We start from the raw sequence: 16,964 nt of genomic DNA, 5'->3' as shown, positions 1-16,964 counted from the left end.
TTCGCTCTATCCGCTTACGGTTCCGACATCCGTTCTAGCAGGCGCTCAACCAGGCCAGCATTTCCCAAACATTCCTCTTAATGCCGAGGAAGGAAATTACAGCTGGCTATCCTGGCAGGGGGACACCGATGCGAATACTGTCGCCACCAGCCTCATTCCGCCGGGTAATAGCCAAAATTATCAGAATCCAGATAATCCGCTAGATCACCAGTTAAATATTGGTGACTGGGTCGAAGGTTCACCGGGTGTGATGAACAGCGACGATAACCGCGCTCACACCGACGCCTTATTAAACCGCAATATTATTATCCCGGTATGGAATGATCACCGCGGTCAGGGATCCCACTTTGACTATCAAGTGGCTAAGTTTGCTGTAGTTTCACTGACTGATTACCAGTACAGCGGCAAGGGCTATATCAGCTTTATCTTTAAACGTTACACTCGCTGTTACAACATCCGACCGGTGGCTCAGAATCAATCCATTACTACACCGGAAGACACTCCAATTGTTATCAGCCTGCTAGCCACTGACGAGAACGGCGATTCATTGCAGTATGAGATCCTGACCGAGCCACAGCAAGGTGTGATTGAGGTACTAGATAATCAGGTGACCTACACGCCGACCGAAAATTATAACGGTCCGGATAGCTTGGTATTTATCGTTAATGACGGCGAACAACTGTCAAATACCGCAACAGTGTCGATTGACGTTACCCCTGTAAATGATCCTCCTGTTGCTGATGACAAAACGGCAAGCGGCCTTGAAGACACCCCGATCCCGCTCACGTTCAGTGGCTCAGATATAGAACAGACCCCTCTAGAATTCTCACCGGCAACCCAACCTCAACATGGCACCTTGACACAGGTGGATGGACGTTACGCCTATCAGCCAAATCCAGACTACTTTGGCCCTGATAGTTTTACCTATATCGCCAATGATGGTGAGCTGGACTCACAACCGGCCAACTATGTGATCACTGTAGTACCGGTGAATGACCCGCCTACCGCTCAAGATATTACTGCCGAAGTGGAGAGTGGCATCGTGCTGCCTATTACCCTGCTGGGTGATGATATCGACAGTAAAAACCTGCAGTACCGTGTTTTGAGTCAGCCCGAGGACGGCTCACTGGGTGGCGAAGATGCTCAACTAACGTACCAGTCAACGCCTTTCTATGATGGTGTGGTGACCTTCACCTACAGCGTTAGCGATGGTGAGCTTGAATCTGCTCCCGCTACGGTCACCATCACTGTGATCTATCCTAATGAACCGCCGGTTATCACCAACCCGCCATTAACCGTTACTCCAGAGCAGCAGTACTATGACCACCAGGTTCTTGCTGATGATCCCAACCAAGACCCGCTGACCTATAGCCTTGATTTTGGCCCACAGGGCATGAGCATCAACCCCAATGATGGATCGATGAGCTGGCTACCACAGGATAGCTATGTTCAGTCGGTGCCGACGTTTAACAAGCAGTGTTATATCGTCCCCACTGGGGCGACCAAGCTGTATGAAGAGGGTGATGAGGTAAACTCTCAAGTCTATATCGCACCGCTGTTCCATCGGGTACGTACAGCAATCAAAAATGCCGGTATCTACACCGCACGCGAAGCGATTTCTTGGCATCAGAGAAAAAACTGCCTCGGTTGTCATGTACAGAATCAGAGCTTGCTGGGGTTGCAGGCGTCAAAAGATAAGGCTGAGATCGATGAGGCGGCAGCCAATTATCTACTAACAGAGATTTTGGCTAGCCAGCAGTCGGATGGAACTATACGTCGCTCCCACCCTGAATACGCGAAGACGCAGACAGCGTTTGCTCTTTGGGCACTCAATCAAGTACCTGAGAGAGAGCTGACCTATGAAGCTCGCGAGCACGCTTTAGCTTATTTTTGGGAACGCAGACAAAGCAATGGTCAGCAGCTGTATTGGAGCCAAGACCATGATACCGGTTGGCTGAATAATACCGATGCCATGACGATGTTGATCGCTCAAAGTGCAGCTCGGTTTATTGCTGAGAGTACCGAGCGAGAGACGTTAACCAGTAACCAGCAAACACTGGTGGAAAACTACAGCCAAGCCGCCTCCGGCATTACCGAGTTTGTTTTAGCACGGGCTTTTAATAATGAGGATCAAAGCCTGCTCAGCGCATTTAGATTGGTGACCTTAGCTGAGTTGGTACCACTACTCGCAAACCAAAGTTCTTATGACCAGATCCAAGCGGCTATTGATCATCTGGATAGCCTACTGCGCCAACGGCAAGAACAAGACGGTGGTTGGAACCGTTATGCCAGTGGAGCGGTTGGAGACCCCTTAACGTCGGCCTGGGTCGGCATCGCGTTGAACTATCAAAAGCCTGCCATCACCGATCCGGCGATTATAGCCAATATTGAATACCTTCTGGACAATCAGAGCCCATCGGGGACCTGGGTAACCAACAGCGGCTTGTTCAGTACCCATTTAGCAACGACCAGCTTGGTGATGGCCTACCTGCCGGTTGCTCTGGAGCATCTGGGCAATCCTGATGTGCGGGTCGGGCATATACAGTTGCAGCAGAATGATAGCGGCATACACCAGCTTTCAGTTGAAATCACAAATCGTGGTTTGGCGGACATTACCGCGCCGGTCAAGGTGACCTTTTACAACGGAGATCCCCAAATGGGGGATCTGCTTGGAGCGGTTTCCTTAAATGCCTTGACCAGCGGGGTGACGCTAAAACCCAACATTACTGTCGATGATCAACGCCTAAATGACGATGTTCATGTCGTGCTATCGGTCAGCGACAAGGTGGAAGAGTGTCAGATCACGAACAACAATGCTGTCGCAGCGTTGGTTCGCCTGCGTGTGACAGATCCGGGCCAGCTATTCGATACCCAGGTGTTCACACTCAATGTCGATGATGTCAACCAAGCGCCGGTGATCGATAGCCAGCCTGTTATCGAATTGCAGGCGGGACAATCATTTGATTATCGGGTTGAAACTTCCGATGCCGATAACGGTGATGCCCACAGTTTTACCCTGATCTCCGGGCCCGAAGGGCTATTTATCGATCCACGTACCGGAAAATTCACCTCAGCACCGGGCGCTTTAGCAGCCGGTAGTTATCAAATCACGGTTGAGGTGGAAGACCTGCGCGGCGCAACAACCCAGCAAACCTTCACCTTAACGGTATACCAAAACCTGTCGCCGCAGATTATCAGCGATGCGCTGATTCGTGGTGAAGAACACTCGGCTTATCAATACGATGTGGAGGCAACTGATCCCAATCCAGGTGATCTGCTGCGCTATCAAATCGAGCAGGGACCCGAAGAACTGGCTGTGGATATAAACTCGGGCTTAATTGACTGGGTAAAGACGCAGGGCTTTATCGATAATCGCGTTGATAGCAATACGATGTGTATGGCCGAGCCTGTGGCTTCAACTGGTCAGTTTGAGCCAGTCCTGAAGTGGCATTGGTCAGGGTCGAGTTTTTATTCTGCCTATAACCAAGTTATGGCAATGCCAGTAGTAGCTCAGCTTAATGATGATAATTCTGATGGTGAGATAAATAGTAAGGACACGCCAGACGTTATTTTTTCTACCTTCCGTAATTGGTACTACAGGAATCCGGGTATTTTACGGGCAGTTAGTGGAAAAGATGGTAAAGAAATATGGTCCAATACAACCGCACGTTGGGCAACGCCGATGTTTGCTCCAGCTGTTGGAGATATTGATGGCGATGGCTTAGTCGAGGTTATCGTCGGTAGTGGATATTACAATGGCTCTAAAACTCTAATTGTTTATGAAAATGATGGCCGTAAAAAGTATGAAAGGTCGATAACACACTTCGGCGCTCCTATTCTGGCAGACCTCGAAGGTGATGGGCAGGTAGAGATTGTGATGTCGGGTATCGTTTATGATGCTGTGACCGGACAAGAGCTGTGGCGTACTGCGAGAAGAGATTCAAAGGTATTGGCGCTGGATCTTGATCTTGATGGCAAACAAGAAGTTTTTGCTTCAGGCCAAGCTTATGACCATCAAGGGAATATGATTTGGGATGCTTCATCTGGTTATAGTGCTGCAGTAGGTAATTTCGACAGTGACGATTATCCAGAAATTGCCGTTAAGCATGATACGCATACCATCAAATTACTTGAGCATGATGGTTCGGTAAAATGGGGGCCTGTGTCTATACCGGGTAATGGAGGAGGTCCATTAACTATTGCAGATATTGACGGCGATGGAGAGCCAGAAATCGGTGTTGCAGGCGCAAACTATTATGTTGCCTTTGAAGCAGATGGAACTGTTAAATGGAAAAGCAAGACGAAAGACTGGAGTTCTCAAGCCACGGGATCATCTGTATTTGACTTTGAAGGTGATGGTAAAGCGGAGATTTTATATGGAGATGAGCATTATTTCCGTGTTTATGAGGGAGAAACGGGAACTATAAAGCTTCAAATCCCTAATCCATCAGGTACTTTATTTGAATACCCTCTGGTAGTCGATGTAGATAATGATAATCATGCCGAGATTGTCGTAGTCTCAAATAATTACAACTTCAGCGGCACCACCGGCATTCGCGTTTTCGAAGATATCAACGACTCTTGGGCCCCAACGCGCGCCATCTGGAATCAACACGCCTACAGCATCAATAACGTTAACGATGACGGCACCATTCCAGCCAACCCGACTCCCAGTTGGCTAACCCATAACACCTTCCGCCTGAACACCTTTGCAGATCGTGAAGCCTTGGCACTGCCAGATCTGACGGTGCACAGCATCACTTTTGATGAAGATTCCAACACCCTGTCAGCCAAGGTGAAAAACCGAGGCTTAGCACCAGTGACGAAGCCGACCATCATCACCTTTACCCACGAGCATTTTTGGAGCGGTGATGAAGCGCTGGGCCAGCAAACGGTTCCACCGCTGGCTGCTGGCGAAGAGGTTATCGTGTCGCTGGAGGTCGCCAATGGCGATGCGCTGATCAACAGTATTCGTGCCGACCTGACAACGGCCGACGATGTGACCGAGTGTCTTACCGATAACAACAGTAGCCGAGCAGCGATCGTTGATGTCCGAGTATTTGACCCCGCCGGGCTCTCTGATAGTCAGAAATTCGCGTTGTCGGTAGCCGATACCAACGATTCGCCGGTGATTAGCAGCTCCGCTGCCAGTACCGCACCGATCGGTAGTGACTTCTATACCTTTACCGTGACGGTCGAAGACCCGGACAAGGGGGATACTTTTGCCTTTGAGCTAGTCGATGCACCGGAAGGTATCAGCATCCACCCACGTACCGGCAAGATCACCCTTACCGATCTGGCAGAAGCGGTTTACAGTTTCACCATCCGCGCCACCGACCTGTCGGGTGCCGTAGCGGAACAGCGCCATGTATTGACCGTCACCACACCGGATAACCAACCGCCGGTTATCAGCTCCGAACCAACGCCGTCCGTGGCCGCAGGCCAAACCTATCGATACGACGTCGATGCGACCGACCCCGATGGTGATGCGGTGGTTTATTTCTTCAGCCGTTCGCAGCCGGGAATGACCATTGACGGCGTCAGCGGCCAGATCAACTGGACGCCGACAGCAGCGGATATCGGTCTCAAGCCTGTGGAGGTGATCGCCCTGGACCCGCAGGGGGCTTACAGCCGTCAATACTTCCTGATCGAGGTCATCGACCCTGATCTGGCCAACCAGCCTCCGGTGATCAGCAGCGTGCCGAGCGGCAGTGTTTATGCCGGTCAGGTGTTCAGCTATCAAGTCATGGCCAGCGACCCGGATGGTGATGCGCTGAGCTATGCGCTGATCAACGATGTGGTTGGCATGTCGATCTCGGCGCAGGGACTGTTAACGTGGCTGCCGGATGCCAGTCTGATCGGCCAAACGCAGATCGTCGAGCTGGTTGTCAGCGATGGTCGTGGCGGCAATGCGATTCAGAAACTGACCTTACCGGTCAACGAAGCGGCCAATAACCCGCCGATAATCACTAGCCTGCCGATTCAGCAGACGACGGTTGATCAGCCCTACCTCTATCGTATTGCAGCCACCGATGCCGATGGCGACAGCATTCAGCTCAGCCTGGATCAGGCACCGAACGGTATGCATATCGATGGCAATCAAGTCAGTTGGACGCCCAGCGCGGTACAGGCTGAGGTCTCACATGATGTGGTGGTACGCGCGACCGACAGCCGAGGCTCGGCTAGCCTGCAACGCTTTAACATCTTTGTTAACGCAGCCGATGCAGCCAATAGCGCACCGCAGATTGATAGCACCCCACAGTCCCCGGCGCTGGTTGATCAGCAATACCGCTATCAACTGATCGCCCGTGATGCCGACGGCGATGTGCTGAGTTACAGCCTGGAAAATGCGCCTATTGGCATGACGATTAATGCTCAAGGGCTGCTGCAGTGGACGCCGACCAGTGAGCAGGTGGGTACCCATGCAATAAGCATTCGGGTAACCGACGGCAAGGCGGCGGCTCTGCAGAGCTACCATTTGCAGGCAGTAGAGGATCTTGACAATCAGTTCCCACAGATCAGCAGCCGTCCGTTGACCACCGCCGTTGTCGGTTACGACTACCGCTCTCAGATCGTTGCCAGCGATCCCGACGGAGATCTGCTCAGCTTTGGCACCACCGTACAGCCAGAGGGGATGAACGTGAGTGCCGAAGGTCTGGTTGAGTGGACACCACTACCGGATCAGGTGGGCAGCCATGAAGTGACGCTGTTCGCCGACGATGGCCAAGGCCGCGCCCTGCAAACCTTCACCATCCAGGTCACCGAAAAGCCTCTGCCGCTGGCAGTGACGATTCTGGTCACACCGCCATACCCTGCCGAAGGCGACACTGTATCAATCGATATCTTCAGCGAAGGGGGTCTGGGAGCAACCGAAGCCTCGCTGCAGGTGGATGGGCTGAATGTACCGCTGAACAGCTTCGGCCAAGCTCAGGTCGTTGCCAGTGGCATCGGCTCACACGAGATCATCGCGACCGTAACCGATCAGCAGTCTACCACCGTGCAAACCGCCAGCTTCTCGGTTCGTGACGAAACCGATACGACAGCCCCGCTGGTCAGTTTCATCAGCCCCGAGTTCGATAGCCGGATCACAGCGCCCGTTGACGTGATCGCGACCGTTGAGGACGACAACCTGACTCGCTACCGAGTGTTGGTCTCACCCAAAGGCCAGCAGCGGTGGCAACAGATTGGTGAAGGCTCGACCAACATCACCGAGGGTGTGGTCGCAAGCTTTGATCCCACCCTGCTGGTCAATGGTCAGTATGATCTGATTGTGCAGGCCGAGGATGTCAATGGCCAGACCAGCTCTGATGGCGTGGTGGTGCTGGTTGATGGCGACCTCAAGGTCGGCAACTTCAGTGTCACTTTTGAAGACCTGAATATCCCTGTGGCCGGTATTCCGATCCGGGTCACTCGTACCTACGACAGTCGTCGCCGTTTTGAATCACTCGACTTCGGCTATGGCTGGAGCGTGGGCTATCAAGACGTTAAAGTCGAAGAATCACGCACACCGGGCAAATTCTGGGAAATCAACGAATACCGCAGTGGCCCCTATGGCGTCTACGCGGATTTCTGTATCGAGCCGCAAGGTGCTCCCGTGGTCAGTGTAACGCTGCCGACGGGTGATGTAGAACGCTTTGAGGCAGCGGCTTCGCCGAGTTGTAACAGTTATCAGGTAGTTAAAGACGTTAAATTGGTATTCAACGCGGTAGGTGATACCCAGTCACAACTGGAAGCGCTGGATAGCGTCAATGCACGCTATGAAGGCGGCACTCTGTTGGAAACGGGTAGCTTTAGCGGCCCCGTCAACCCGACCCGATACAAACTGACCACCCGTACCGGTTATATCTACCTGCTCAATCAGGATCTGGGTATCGAGCAGGTGATCGACCCTAACGGTCACACCCTGACCTACAGCAACGACGGCATCGTCCATTCCAGTGGCAAGTCGGTCGACTTCGTGCGCGACAGTCAGGGCCGCATCACCCTGATCGTCGACCCGAACGGTAACATCCTGAACTACGGCTACGATGCTGCACAAAATCTGTCGCTTTACAGTGATACGGGGCAGAACGATACCTCGTTCACCTATAACAGCAACCATGGCCTGCTCGATATTATCGATCCACTCGGTCGAACCCTGGTGCGCAATATCTATGATGACGATGGTCGCCTGATCGCTCAGGATGATAGCGACGGTAACCGTACCGAGTTCAATCATGATATTACCGGTCGCCAATCGGTGATCACCGACCGTCTGGGGCGTACCTCCTTCCTCTACTACGACGATATGGGTAACGTCACCAGCCGGATTGACCCGCTGGGACAGCGTACCAACTTTACCTATGACGAACGCGGTAACCAGCTCAGCAAGACCGATCCGTTGGGTAACGTCACCACCGCGACCTTCAATGCCAGCAACGATCAGCTGACCCAGACCGATGGCGAAGGCAATACCGTCAGCTTCAGCTACAACACCCGTGGCCAGGAACTAACTATCACCGATGCCAAGTCGCAGGCTTACACCAACGTCTACGACAGTGTTGGTAACCTACTCAGTGTAACCGACCCCGACGGCAACATTGCCGGCAACAACATTGATGCCAACGGCCATGTCAGCCTCAGTCAGGATGTGCTCGGTCATACCACCTCCTACACCTACGATGCGGATGGCAACAAACTGACCGAGACCAACCACCTGGGTGAGGTGGTGCACTACAGCTACGATGCCAACGGTAATGTGCTGAGCGAAACCCGTGCCCGCACCCTGGCCGATGGCCTGGTGGTCGATGATGTCACCGTCTACACCTACGACGCCCAAAACCGGGTGATCAAAACCCAGCTGCCCGACGGCAGTGTCCAGCACAGCGAGTACGATGCGCTGGGTAACCAGACCGCCGCTATCGATAGCCTTCAACGTCGTACTGAATACGACTACGACGTCTACGGTCGTTTGCTGGAGACACGCTATCCCGATGGTACGTTCAGTCGCAGCAGCTACGATGCCGAAGGCAACAAACTGACGGATACCGACCGGCTGGGTCACACCACCCATTACGGTTATGACGATCTCAACCGGTTGCTGCAGACCATCTACCCGGACGGTTCGGTGATTAGCACCGAGTATGATGAGGCGGGCCGGGTATCCGCCGAAATCGATGCCAACAACAACCGTACCGAGTACAACTATGACCGGGCCGGTCGTCGTATCCTCAGCCGCAATGCACTGGCGCAGGAGCACCGTTTCGGTTACGACCAGAACGGTAACCTGATCAGCGAAACCGACGCGCTGGGGCACACCACCAGCTACAGCTATAACGCGCTGGATCAGCGAACCGAAACCCGCTTCGATAACGCATCGACGTTGGCTGATACGTTGGATGCGCTGGGCCGCCGTACCGCTCAGGCCGATCAGGCCAACATCAGCACCCAGTACCGCTACGATGCACTGGGGCGCTTGACCAGCGTCACCGATGCCCTCAGTGGTGAAACCCACTACAGCTATGACGAGGCTGGCAACAAACTGACCCAGACCGATGCCGAAGGGCGTACCACCCGCTGGGAGTACGACAGCCTGGGTCGGGTTACCGCCCGCATCCTACCTATGGGTCAGCGTGAGCGCTTCGTCTACGATGCCGCTGGGCAGCTGGTCGAACAGACCGACTTCAACGGCAACACACGCCACCACCGTTACGACAGCAACGGCCGCTTGACCCGCACCGATTATCACGACGGCAGCGCAGAGGCCTTCAGCTACGATGCCGAAGGCAACCGCCTGAGTGCCGGCAACGCCGAAGGCACCTGGCTGTATCGCTATGACAGTCGTAACCGCCTGATCCAAGAGACCCAACCCAACGGCAACCAGCTGCACTACGCCTACGACGCCAACGGCAACCGTACCCGACTGCAGGTGATCGACGGCGGTGCCAATGTGCTACTCGACCAGCAGTTCGGCTACGATGTGCTGAACCGACTGGAAAGCGTTACCGATGTACGCGGTACCACCAGCTACGGCTATGACCAAGTCGGCAACCGCAGCTCTATCAGTTACGCCAACGGCACCAGCACCACCTACGTCTACGACAACCTTAACCGGCTGGAGCAGATCAGCCACTACGGCCCGGGCGGTGCATTGCTGAGCCGATTCAGCTATAACCTCGATGCCACCGGTCGCCGCACCGGTATCCTCGAAGCCAATGGCCGTGACAGCCAATACAGTTACGATCAACTGTACCGACTGGTCAGCGAGCAGATCACCGACCCTGTTAACGGTGACTACAACGCAACGTACCAATACGACAAAGTCGGTAATCGTGACTATCAGACCATCGATGGTGTCAGCACCAGTTACGTCTACGACGATAACGACCGGCTGACCCAGCAGGGCGGCACCTTCTACAGCTACGACGATAACGGCAACACCCTGAGCGTAACCGAGGGCGGCCTGGTCACCCGCTACAGCTACGATGCCGACAACAAGCTAGTCAGTCTCAACAAAGCCGGGATCGATACCAGGTTCGGCTATAACCCGGACGGCATCCGCATCAGCAAGTCTGAGGCGGGTGATACCACCGAGTACACCGTCGACAGCAACCGCGACTATGCCCAGGTACTGGTGGAAGCCGGCACCAGCCATCAGATCCTGTACCGCTACGGTGATGACCTGATCAGTCAGGAGCAGGGAGGGGAAGAGTTCTTCTTCCATTACGACGGCCTGGGCTCGACCCGTTCATTAACCGATGAAAGCGGTAACCTGAGCGACAGCTTCGGCTATGAGGCGTTTGGTGGGCTGCTGAATCGGACCGGTAGTACGGAGAACAGCTATCAGTTTGCGGGAGAGCAGTTTGATCCGAGCCTGGGGCAGTACTATCTGCGGGCGCGTTATTATGACCAGGAAGTTGGACGGTTTAGGCAGCAGGATTTATTTGAAGGCTGGGATGATGATCCCATAACTCTCAATAAATACCTTTATGCTAATTCTGATCCCAGTAGTTACATTGATCCGACAGGTAAATTTGGTTTTGGACTTATTGCACCAAGCGGAATTAGTTCTCAGATTCAAAGTACCTCTATTGCAGTAGGAGTAAGCTCTTTCGCCCGGATAGCGGTAGGCTTGTTTGCATCGGGTACCATTGCATATGGTGTGAATGACTCATATACAACCATGCTTGCAAATAGTGCTGCAGCTCAGAAGATGTTGGAGCTAGAGCGTGGAAAGCTTGAGTCAAAGGTTACAGAATCATCGAAAGGCCGAGGAGATCTTGTTTATCATTACACAGATCGTGTTGCAGCAAGAGCAATAATGGCAATGCAGTGCGGATTTGCATCTAAGTGGTTTAAGCACCCAGATGGCCTAGAACGCCCCCCTGGTATTTATGCAACGCTATTGCATCCATGGATATCTGGCTGGACACAAACAGATTTACGGTCAGTTTTATACGCAAAACCACGAAATCAAGATGTTAGCTATTTTGTAGCTATGGAGAGTACTGGCTTTCTTCATCTTGGCGTTGAATCATATAAACCTGGCCCAAGGGGGAGCTGTGTACCAGTCACGGCCGTGTATACAGGTGCTAACTTAATGATGCCCAAGTAGAATTAATTATGAGAGTAAAATATACGGTCTCTACAAATGTAGGTGTGGAAAGTCATGATAGTGACTTACATGAATTTCTTTTGGAATTCCACTATATGTATCAGGCTAAAGTGATTCCTCCATACACTGTACTGAGCGACCTTTGCAAAAGAGATCCATCAGAGTGGGGGGCTGGTAACAGGATTGAATGGAAAAAATTTAATTTATCTGAAAATGATTATGAAAAAGCTCTGGATAAAATCATTAGAAGTCTAGATTTATCTGCAGCTGAGATTCCTGAAGAGATTGACTCTGCCTACAAGTGGAACTTATGGCAGTACCAGCTAACTCACGGAGTGCCTTACGAAAAGCACAAGCGATTATTAGATGATGAAGTGAGATACACCTCTCTGCTTAAGCAAGCACAAAAAGACGGCAGTGATGATGAAGTTATGCTTTACCATTTGAAATCGCTGCAGGCTGCTGATGAAGTTAGTGATTTTTTACAGGAGTATCTGTCAAAATCAAAACCAGGCTCAGGATGATGGTTACGTGCTGGCATGTTATCGCTATATCGAAATAGAAGATAGGATCAGAAAACCGGGACAGATTTATTTTTTGGAGATTTGACCTGACCAAGGGCAATCAGCTGACCAACATCCGCGCCTCCGGCTCCGATGAAAACATCCAGCTGACCCCCGCCGGTCCGTTTCACCCTGGAGCAGGCGCTGGACTTTATCGAAGACGGAAAAACCGGGACAGATTTATTTTTTTTGCTCCCCCGGTCCCGATAATTTCAACATAGGGTCACGGCCCCAAGGACGGGGTGACCAGGGTCGATAACCCTGCCCGTCTGGTTCGCAGTCTGCACCGAATCGGAACAGAAAAGCGCGACCAGGCTCCGATAGGCTCCATGATCTTCGGTTCACCTTGATCTATCCCAGCAGAAAACCGGGACACGAAAACCGGGACAGATTTATTTTTTGGAGATTTGACCCGACCAAGGGCAAGCAGCTGACCAACATCCGCGCCTCCGGCTCCGATGAAAACATCCAGCTGACCCCGCCGGTCCGCTTCACCCTGGAGCAGACACTGGACTTTATCGAAGACGACGAACTGGTCGAAGTGACGCCGCACCATATCCGCCTGCGTAAGAAGTTCCTGAAGGAGCACGAGCGTAAGCGTGCCGCTCGCGGCGGTTAATCGTTTGACTGAAAATCCCCGCTTCGGCGGGGATTTTTTTGTCTGCTCCCTGGCTGAAGAAGCCTGCGTAACGTGCAGGACCCGCCAATCTTTAATCCGTCTTGATCTAACCCAGACAAATCCTCGCCCAGCTGGGATAGAATCAGAGCGGTAAAGGTCACAAGATCATCGACGGACCTTCACATCAACAAATCAATCGCCATGGGCCGGGTCGGTCCGGCACAGCCGTACGGAGTCTCTATGTTAGAATCGATAATGGTGCTCGCACCGATGTTTGTCTTCTTGGTGGGCTGGTTTGTGATCGGGCGTCTGATTCCGCTGGCCTTCAAGGACGAGCCCGAGAAAGACGAAGCAGAATCCCCCGCCGAGAAAGAAAAGGATAGCGCCGCGGCAAACAGCGAATCCGGCAAACAGGAATGAGCGTCTTCAATCAGCTGCTGCGTCAGATTCTGACGCTGCAACAGGATAGCGGTCATACCATCCATATCCCACAGCCCCAGCATAGCGAACTGCGCAGCTACAACATCGATGGCGGTGATCCATTCGACTCGCACCAAAACAGTGCGCTTCTTGATCGACTCGAACAGACCCCATGCGCAGAGCTATTTCTGATCGAGTGGAGCATGACCAACAGCGCCACCATGATCGAGTCGGGCCTGCATCTGTTCCTTAACCGGCAACAGGCTCAACAATGGCGCGACCAACACCCCAACCCGCTCTACCACAGCCTCCCCATTGAGCCGCTAAGCGCCGAGCGAGCCGCCCGGGAACTGACCCTGATCCGCCAGACCCTGGCCGAGCCCTGCAGCTCCAATTGAGCCACAGAGAATCGCCACGACTCGCTGTGACTATCGGTCCATTGCCGCTATTATCAAAGGGATAGACTAGCAGGAGCGACGTCATGCACAGCCTCTTCCCTGAGATTCAGTCCTACAAACAGCAATGGCTCGATGTCGATGACCGGCACAGTCTCTATCTGGAAGAGAGCGGCAACCCCAATGGTCGTCCAGTGCTGTTCGTGCATGGCGGTCCCGGCGGCGGCACCAGCCCCTTCAATCGCCGTTTTTTTGATCCGGAAAAATACCGCATCATCCTGTTTGATCAGCGCGGTTGCGGCCGTTCCAAGCCCCATGCCGAACTGGAGGGCAACCGCACCGAGCTGCTGATCAACGATATCGAGGCGATCCGTCAGCATCTGGACATCGACAGCTGGCTGCTGTTCGGGGGCTCCTGGGGGGCAACCCTAAGCCTTCTCTACGCCCAGACCCATCCCAAGCAGGTCAACGGTCTGATTCTGCGCGGTGTCTTCCTGTGTCGCGAACAGGATATACGCTGGTTTTACCAGCAGGGGGCCAACCATATCTACCCGGACTTCTGGGAAGATTACGCCGCCCAGATACCGGCGGAGGAACAACAGGATTTCGTCGGCGCCTACTACCGCCGCCTGACCTCGGATAACGAACTGGCCCGCATGGCCGCCGCCAAAGCCTGGTCGACCTGGGAGGCGCGCTGTTCGACCCTGAATCCGAGCAATTCGCTGGTGACCCACTTCAGCGATCCCCATGTGGCCCTGGCGATGGCCCGTATCGAGGCGCACTATTTCGTCAACAACGCCTTTATCGAGCCGAACCAGATTCTTGATCATGCCGCTCGAATCCAGGATATTCCGACCATCATCATCCATGGTCGCTACGATATGGTCTGCCCGATCAACCAGGCCTATGCACTGTATGAGAAACTGCCCACCGCCGAGCTCCATATCGTCCGCGATGCCGGACATTCGGCGCTAGAGCCGGGCATCACCGACAACCTGATCAAAGCCACCAACCAGTTTGCGCTGCGGCTGGCTTAAGCTGGTAGAATCACTCGCCCAACAGCACACCGAACCTTGCAGTTAAGGAACCCCATGCTCGCCCTGATTCAACGTGTCAGCCAGGCCTCCGTCACCATCAACAATGAAGTTAACGGCCAGATCGGCCCCGGTATTCTGCTGCTGCTGGGGGTCCAGAAAGGCGACGATCAGGCCAGCGCCGACAAGCTGCTGAAGAAGGTACTGGCTTACCGCATCTTCGCCGACGCGGATGACAAGATGAACCTGAGCCTGAGCCAGACCGGCGGTGGTCTGCTGGTAGTCTCGCAGTTCACCCTAGCCGCCGACACCCGTAAAGGGCTGCGGCCCAGCTTCTCCAGTGCCGCCCCTCCGGCGCTGGGCGAGGAGTTGTACGACTATTTCGTCGAACAGGCACGCCGACTCCACCCAACGGTGGAAACCGGTCGTTTCGGCGCCGATATGAAGGTGGCGCTGCTCAACGATGGTCCGGTCACCTTCATGCTGGAAAGCTGATTAATCAAAACTGGCTTTTGATTTGCAGAACCCGATAAAAGCTTGTCAAATTAGCTTTCTGTTTGCTGCTGATTCGCCAAGGCGTCGGCTTCGCGCTGCATGGCTCGCGCCACAGCCGGCCGGGCCAGCATCCGCTCCCGATAGGCCTGCAGGTTGGGTTGCTCAATGGTCTGCTTGAACACCACTCCCCACTGCAGGGTCTGCGCCACCAGGATATCGGCGACCGTGAACCGGTTACCGACCAGATAATCGTTGTCACCCAGCCCCTGACTGAGAACCTTCAGCGCCTGCTGAAACTCCCACACACTGGTCGGCTGGATCTGCGCTACCCGATGCTCCTTGGGCAACGCAAACTTGCTCTTGGCGATGGTCCAAAGCGGCTGCTCCAGCTCGCAAACGGCATAGCGATTCCACTGCTCGTACAATCCCCGTTCGAGCGTACCGACTTCGGGAATCATCCGGTTGTCGCCGTATTTATCCGCCAGGTAGCTGGCAATCGCAGCGGATTCGAACATCACCAGATCGCCATCGTTGATCGCCGGCACCTTGCCGTTGGGGTTGATCGCCCGGTACCAGTCCGAGTGGTGTTCAGCCTTAGCCAGGTCAACCAGTTGGTAATCGTAATCCAACCCCAGCTCTTCCAGCAGCCAGGTGATCCGTAACGAGCGGGTATTAGGGTATCCAAACACCTTGATCATGATAGGTTCCTATTGTTATTGCTCTCAAAGCTGATCGGCGATTCAGCTTAGTCCCGCATCGGCAACAACGCAAACGGCGCCACCTGGACGCCGCTTATAGAAAACATCTTTGGAAACTGGCGCTTACAGCCAGCCTTTACGCTTGAAGTAGAGGTAGGGAGCGATCCCGGCCAGCACCATCAACAGCAGCGCCCAGGGATAACCCAACTCCCAGGCCAGCTCCGGCATAAACTGGAAGTTCATCCCGTAGATACTGGCGATCATGGTCGGCGGCAGGAACACCACGGCGGCGATCGAGAAGATCTTGATGATCTGGTTCTGCTTGATATTGATAAAGCCCTGGGTGGAGTCCATCAGGAAGTTGATCTTATCGAACAGGAAGGTGTTGTGGGACATCAACGTATCGATATCACGCATGATTTCACGGCACTGTTCCTGCAGATCCGGCGCATTACGCAGCTGGCGCATCATATAGGCCACCGCCCGCTTGGTATCCATCAGACAGAGCCGGATCTTACCGTTGCTGTCCTCGGTCTTGGCCAACTGATCGATCGCATCGTCCAAGGCCGAGTCCTCCTCCTCCAGCACCGAATAGCTGACGGTTTCCAGATCGGTATGGATATCCTCCAATTGGTCAGCCAGGTTCTCGACTTTCTGATCGAACAGCGATACCAGCAGTTCCGCCGGGGTGTTGACCTCGATCTGTCCGGCACGGGTGCGCAGACGCAGGAGTCGGAAGTCAGCCAGATCGTCATCGCGGATCGAGATCAATCGATCCGGCTGTAAGATGAAAGCGGTGGTGACGGTCTGATGCCGGCCCTCGCTCTGGGCCAGGAACAGTGAGTGAATATGAATACCGAGGTGGTCGATGAAATAACGTGCCGAGGCCTCGATCTCTTCGACATCATCGGATTCGGGCAGCTCGGCCCGCAAAAAGGCCTCGAGCCGGTCACGCTCCTCGTCGCTGGGCTCGTGGGCATCGATCCAGGCCCCTTCGCCCAGGCGCGGGGTTTGTTCATCATTTTCCTGCGCCCGCTGCTCGGCCAGTCGACCGTTGTGGATACCAAAGACACGAAGCATTGATGAACTCCAAAGCCGCCGATCAGGCGACGTGGCTAATCTGGATACAGTTTAGAATCTGTTAGCA

The 16,964-nt window shown here is 53.8% G+C and carries 8 protein-coding genes and 1 pseudogene; 7 read left to right on the top strand and 2 right to left on the bottom strand.

All coding sequences use genetic code 11. The annotated features are described in order from the left end of the window. The first annotated feature begins 250 nt into the window (after positions 1-250). The 7 genes and pseudogenes from DV711_RS16900 (at position 251) to dtd (ending at position 15,119) form a co-directional block, all read left to right on the top strand. A complete protein-coding gene (locus DV711_RS16900; protein ID WP_165840151.1) occupies positions 251-11,593 on the top strand; it encodes an Ig-like domain-containing protein in 11,343 nt (3,780 codons plus the stop codon). Between the two features lie 8 nt (positions 11,594-11,601). Beyond that, the gene (locus DV711_RS16895; RefSeq protein WP_133297480.1) at positions 11,602-12,117 is read left to right on the top strand and encodes a hypothetical protein; all 516 of its coding nucleotides are present in this window, start codon (positions 11,602-11,604) and stop codon (positions 12,115-12,117) included. 448 nt (positions 12,118-12,565) lie between these two features. Continuing rightward, positions 12,566-12,775: pseudogene (locus DV711_RS16890) on the top strand (translational GTPase TypA); the annotation flags it as partial. A 240-nt stretch (positions 12,776-13,015) separates the two neighbouring features. Further along, positions 13,016-13,195 (top strand): hypothetical protein, encoded by a 180-nt coding sequence (locus tag DV711_RS19400; RefSeq protein ID WP_133297479.1) that lies wholly within the window; start codon positions 13,016-13,018, stop codon positions 13,193-13,195. Beyond that, complete coding sequence (locus DV711_RS16885) at positions 13,192-13,593, top strand: hypothetical protein (protein ID WP_114696911.1); 402 nt, start codon at positions 13,192-13,194, stop codon at positions 13,591-13,593. The genes DV711_RS19400 and DV711_RS16885 overlap by 4 nt, the downstream gene beginning before the upstream one ends. Positions 13,594-13,676: 83 nt before the next feature. Beyond that, complete coding sequence (pip, locus tag DV711_RS16880; RefSeq protein WP_114696910.1) at positions 13,677-14,627, top strand: prolyl aminopeptidase; 951 nt, start codon at positions 13,677-13,679, stop codon at positions 14,625-14,627. A 54-nt stretch (positions 14,628-14,681) separates the two neighbouring features. Further along, positions 14,682-15,119 (top strand): D-aminoacyl-tRNA deacylase, encoded by a 438-nt coding sequence (dtd, locus tag DV711_RS16875; protein WP_114696909.1) that lies wholly within the window; start codon positions 14,682-14,684, stop codon positions 15,117-15,119. A 50-nt stretch (positions 15,120-15,169) separates the two neighbouring features. Here the strand turns inward: dtd and DV711_RS16870 are convergent, their stop codons facing one another. Both DV711_RS16870 and corA read right to left on the bottom strand, forming a co-directional pair. After that, entirely contained in the window at positions 15,170-15,817 is a 648-nt protein-coding gene (locus DV711_RS16870) for a glutathione S-transferase family protein (protein WP_114696908.1), read from the bottom strand. Positions 15,818-15,940: 123 nt separating this feature from the next. Next, on the bottom strand, positions 15,941-16,897 hold the full coding sequence (gene corA, locus DV711_RS16865) for a magnesium/cobalt transporter CorA (protein WP_114696907.1): 957 nt from the start codon (positions 16,895-16,897) through the stop codon (positions 15,941-15,943). Positions 16,898-16,964: the final 67 nt, after the last annotated feature.

The organism is Motiliproteus coralliicola (genome assembly GCF_003345655.1).
GTDB lineage: Bacteria > Pseudomonadota > Gammaproteobacteria > Pseudomonadales > Balneatricaceae > Motiliproteus > Motiliproteus coralliicola.
The sequence above is the reverse complement of the archived record's forward strand: the minus strand, read 5'-3'. Positions and strand labels throughout refer to the sequence as shown.

What these genes read in the sequence shown, in the direction of transcription:
- DV711_RS16870 (WP_114696908.1), bottom strand. Translation starts at nt 15,817, where the DNA reads ATGATCAAGGTGTTTGGATACCCTAATACCCGCTCGTTACGGATCACC.
- DV711_RS19400 (WP_133297479.1), top strand. Translation starts at nt 13,016, where the DNA reads ATGTTAGAATCGATAATGGTGCTCGCACCGATGTTTGTCTTCTTGGTG.
- corA (WP_114696907.1), bottom strand. Translation starts at nt 16,897, where the DNA reads ATGCTTCGTGTCTTTGGTATCCACAACGGTCGACTGGCCGAGCAGCGG.
- DV711_RS16895 (WP_133297480.1), top strand. Translation starts at nt 11,602, where the DNA reads ATGAGAGTAAAATATACGGTCTCTACAAATGTAGGTGTGGAAAGTCAT.
- dtd (WP_114696909.1), top strand. Translation starts at nt 14,682, where the DNA reads ATGCTCGCCCTGATTCAACGTGTCAGCCAGGCCTCCGTCACCATCAAC.
- DV711_RS16900 (WP_165840151.1), top strand. Translation starts at nt 251, where the DNA reads ATGAACAGCGACGATAACCGCGCTCACACCGACGCCTTATTAAACCGC.
- pip (WP_114696910.1), top strand. Translation starts at nt 13,677, where the DNA reads ATGCACAGCCTCTTCCCTGAGATTCAGTCCTACAAACAGCAATGGCTC.
- DV711_RS16885 (WP_114696911.1), top strand. Translation starts at nt 13,192, where the DNA reads ATGAGCGTCTTCAATCAGCTGCTGCGTCAGATTCTGACGCTGCAACAG.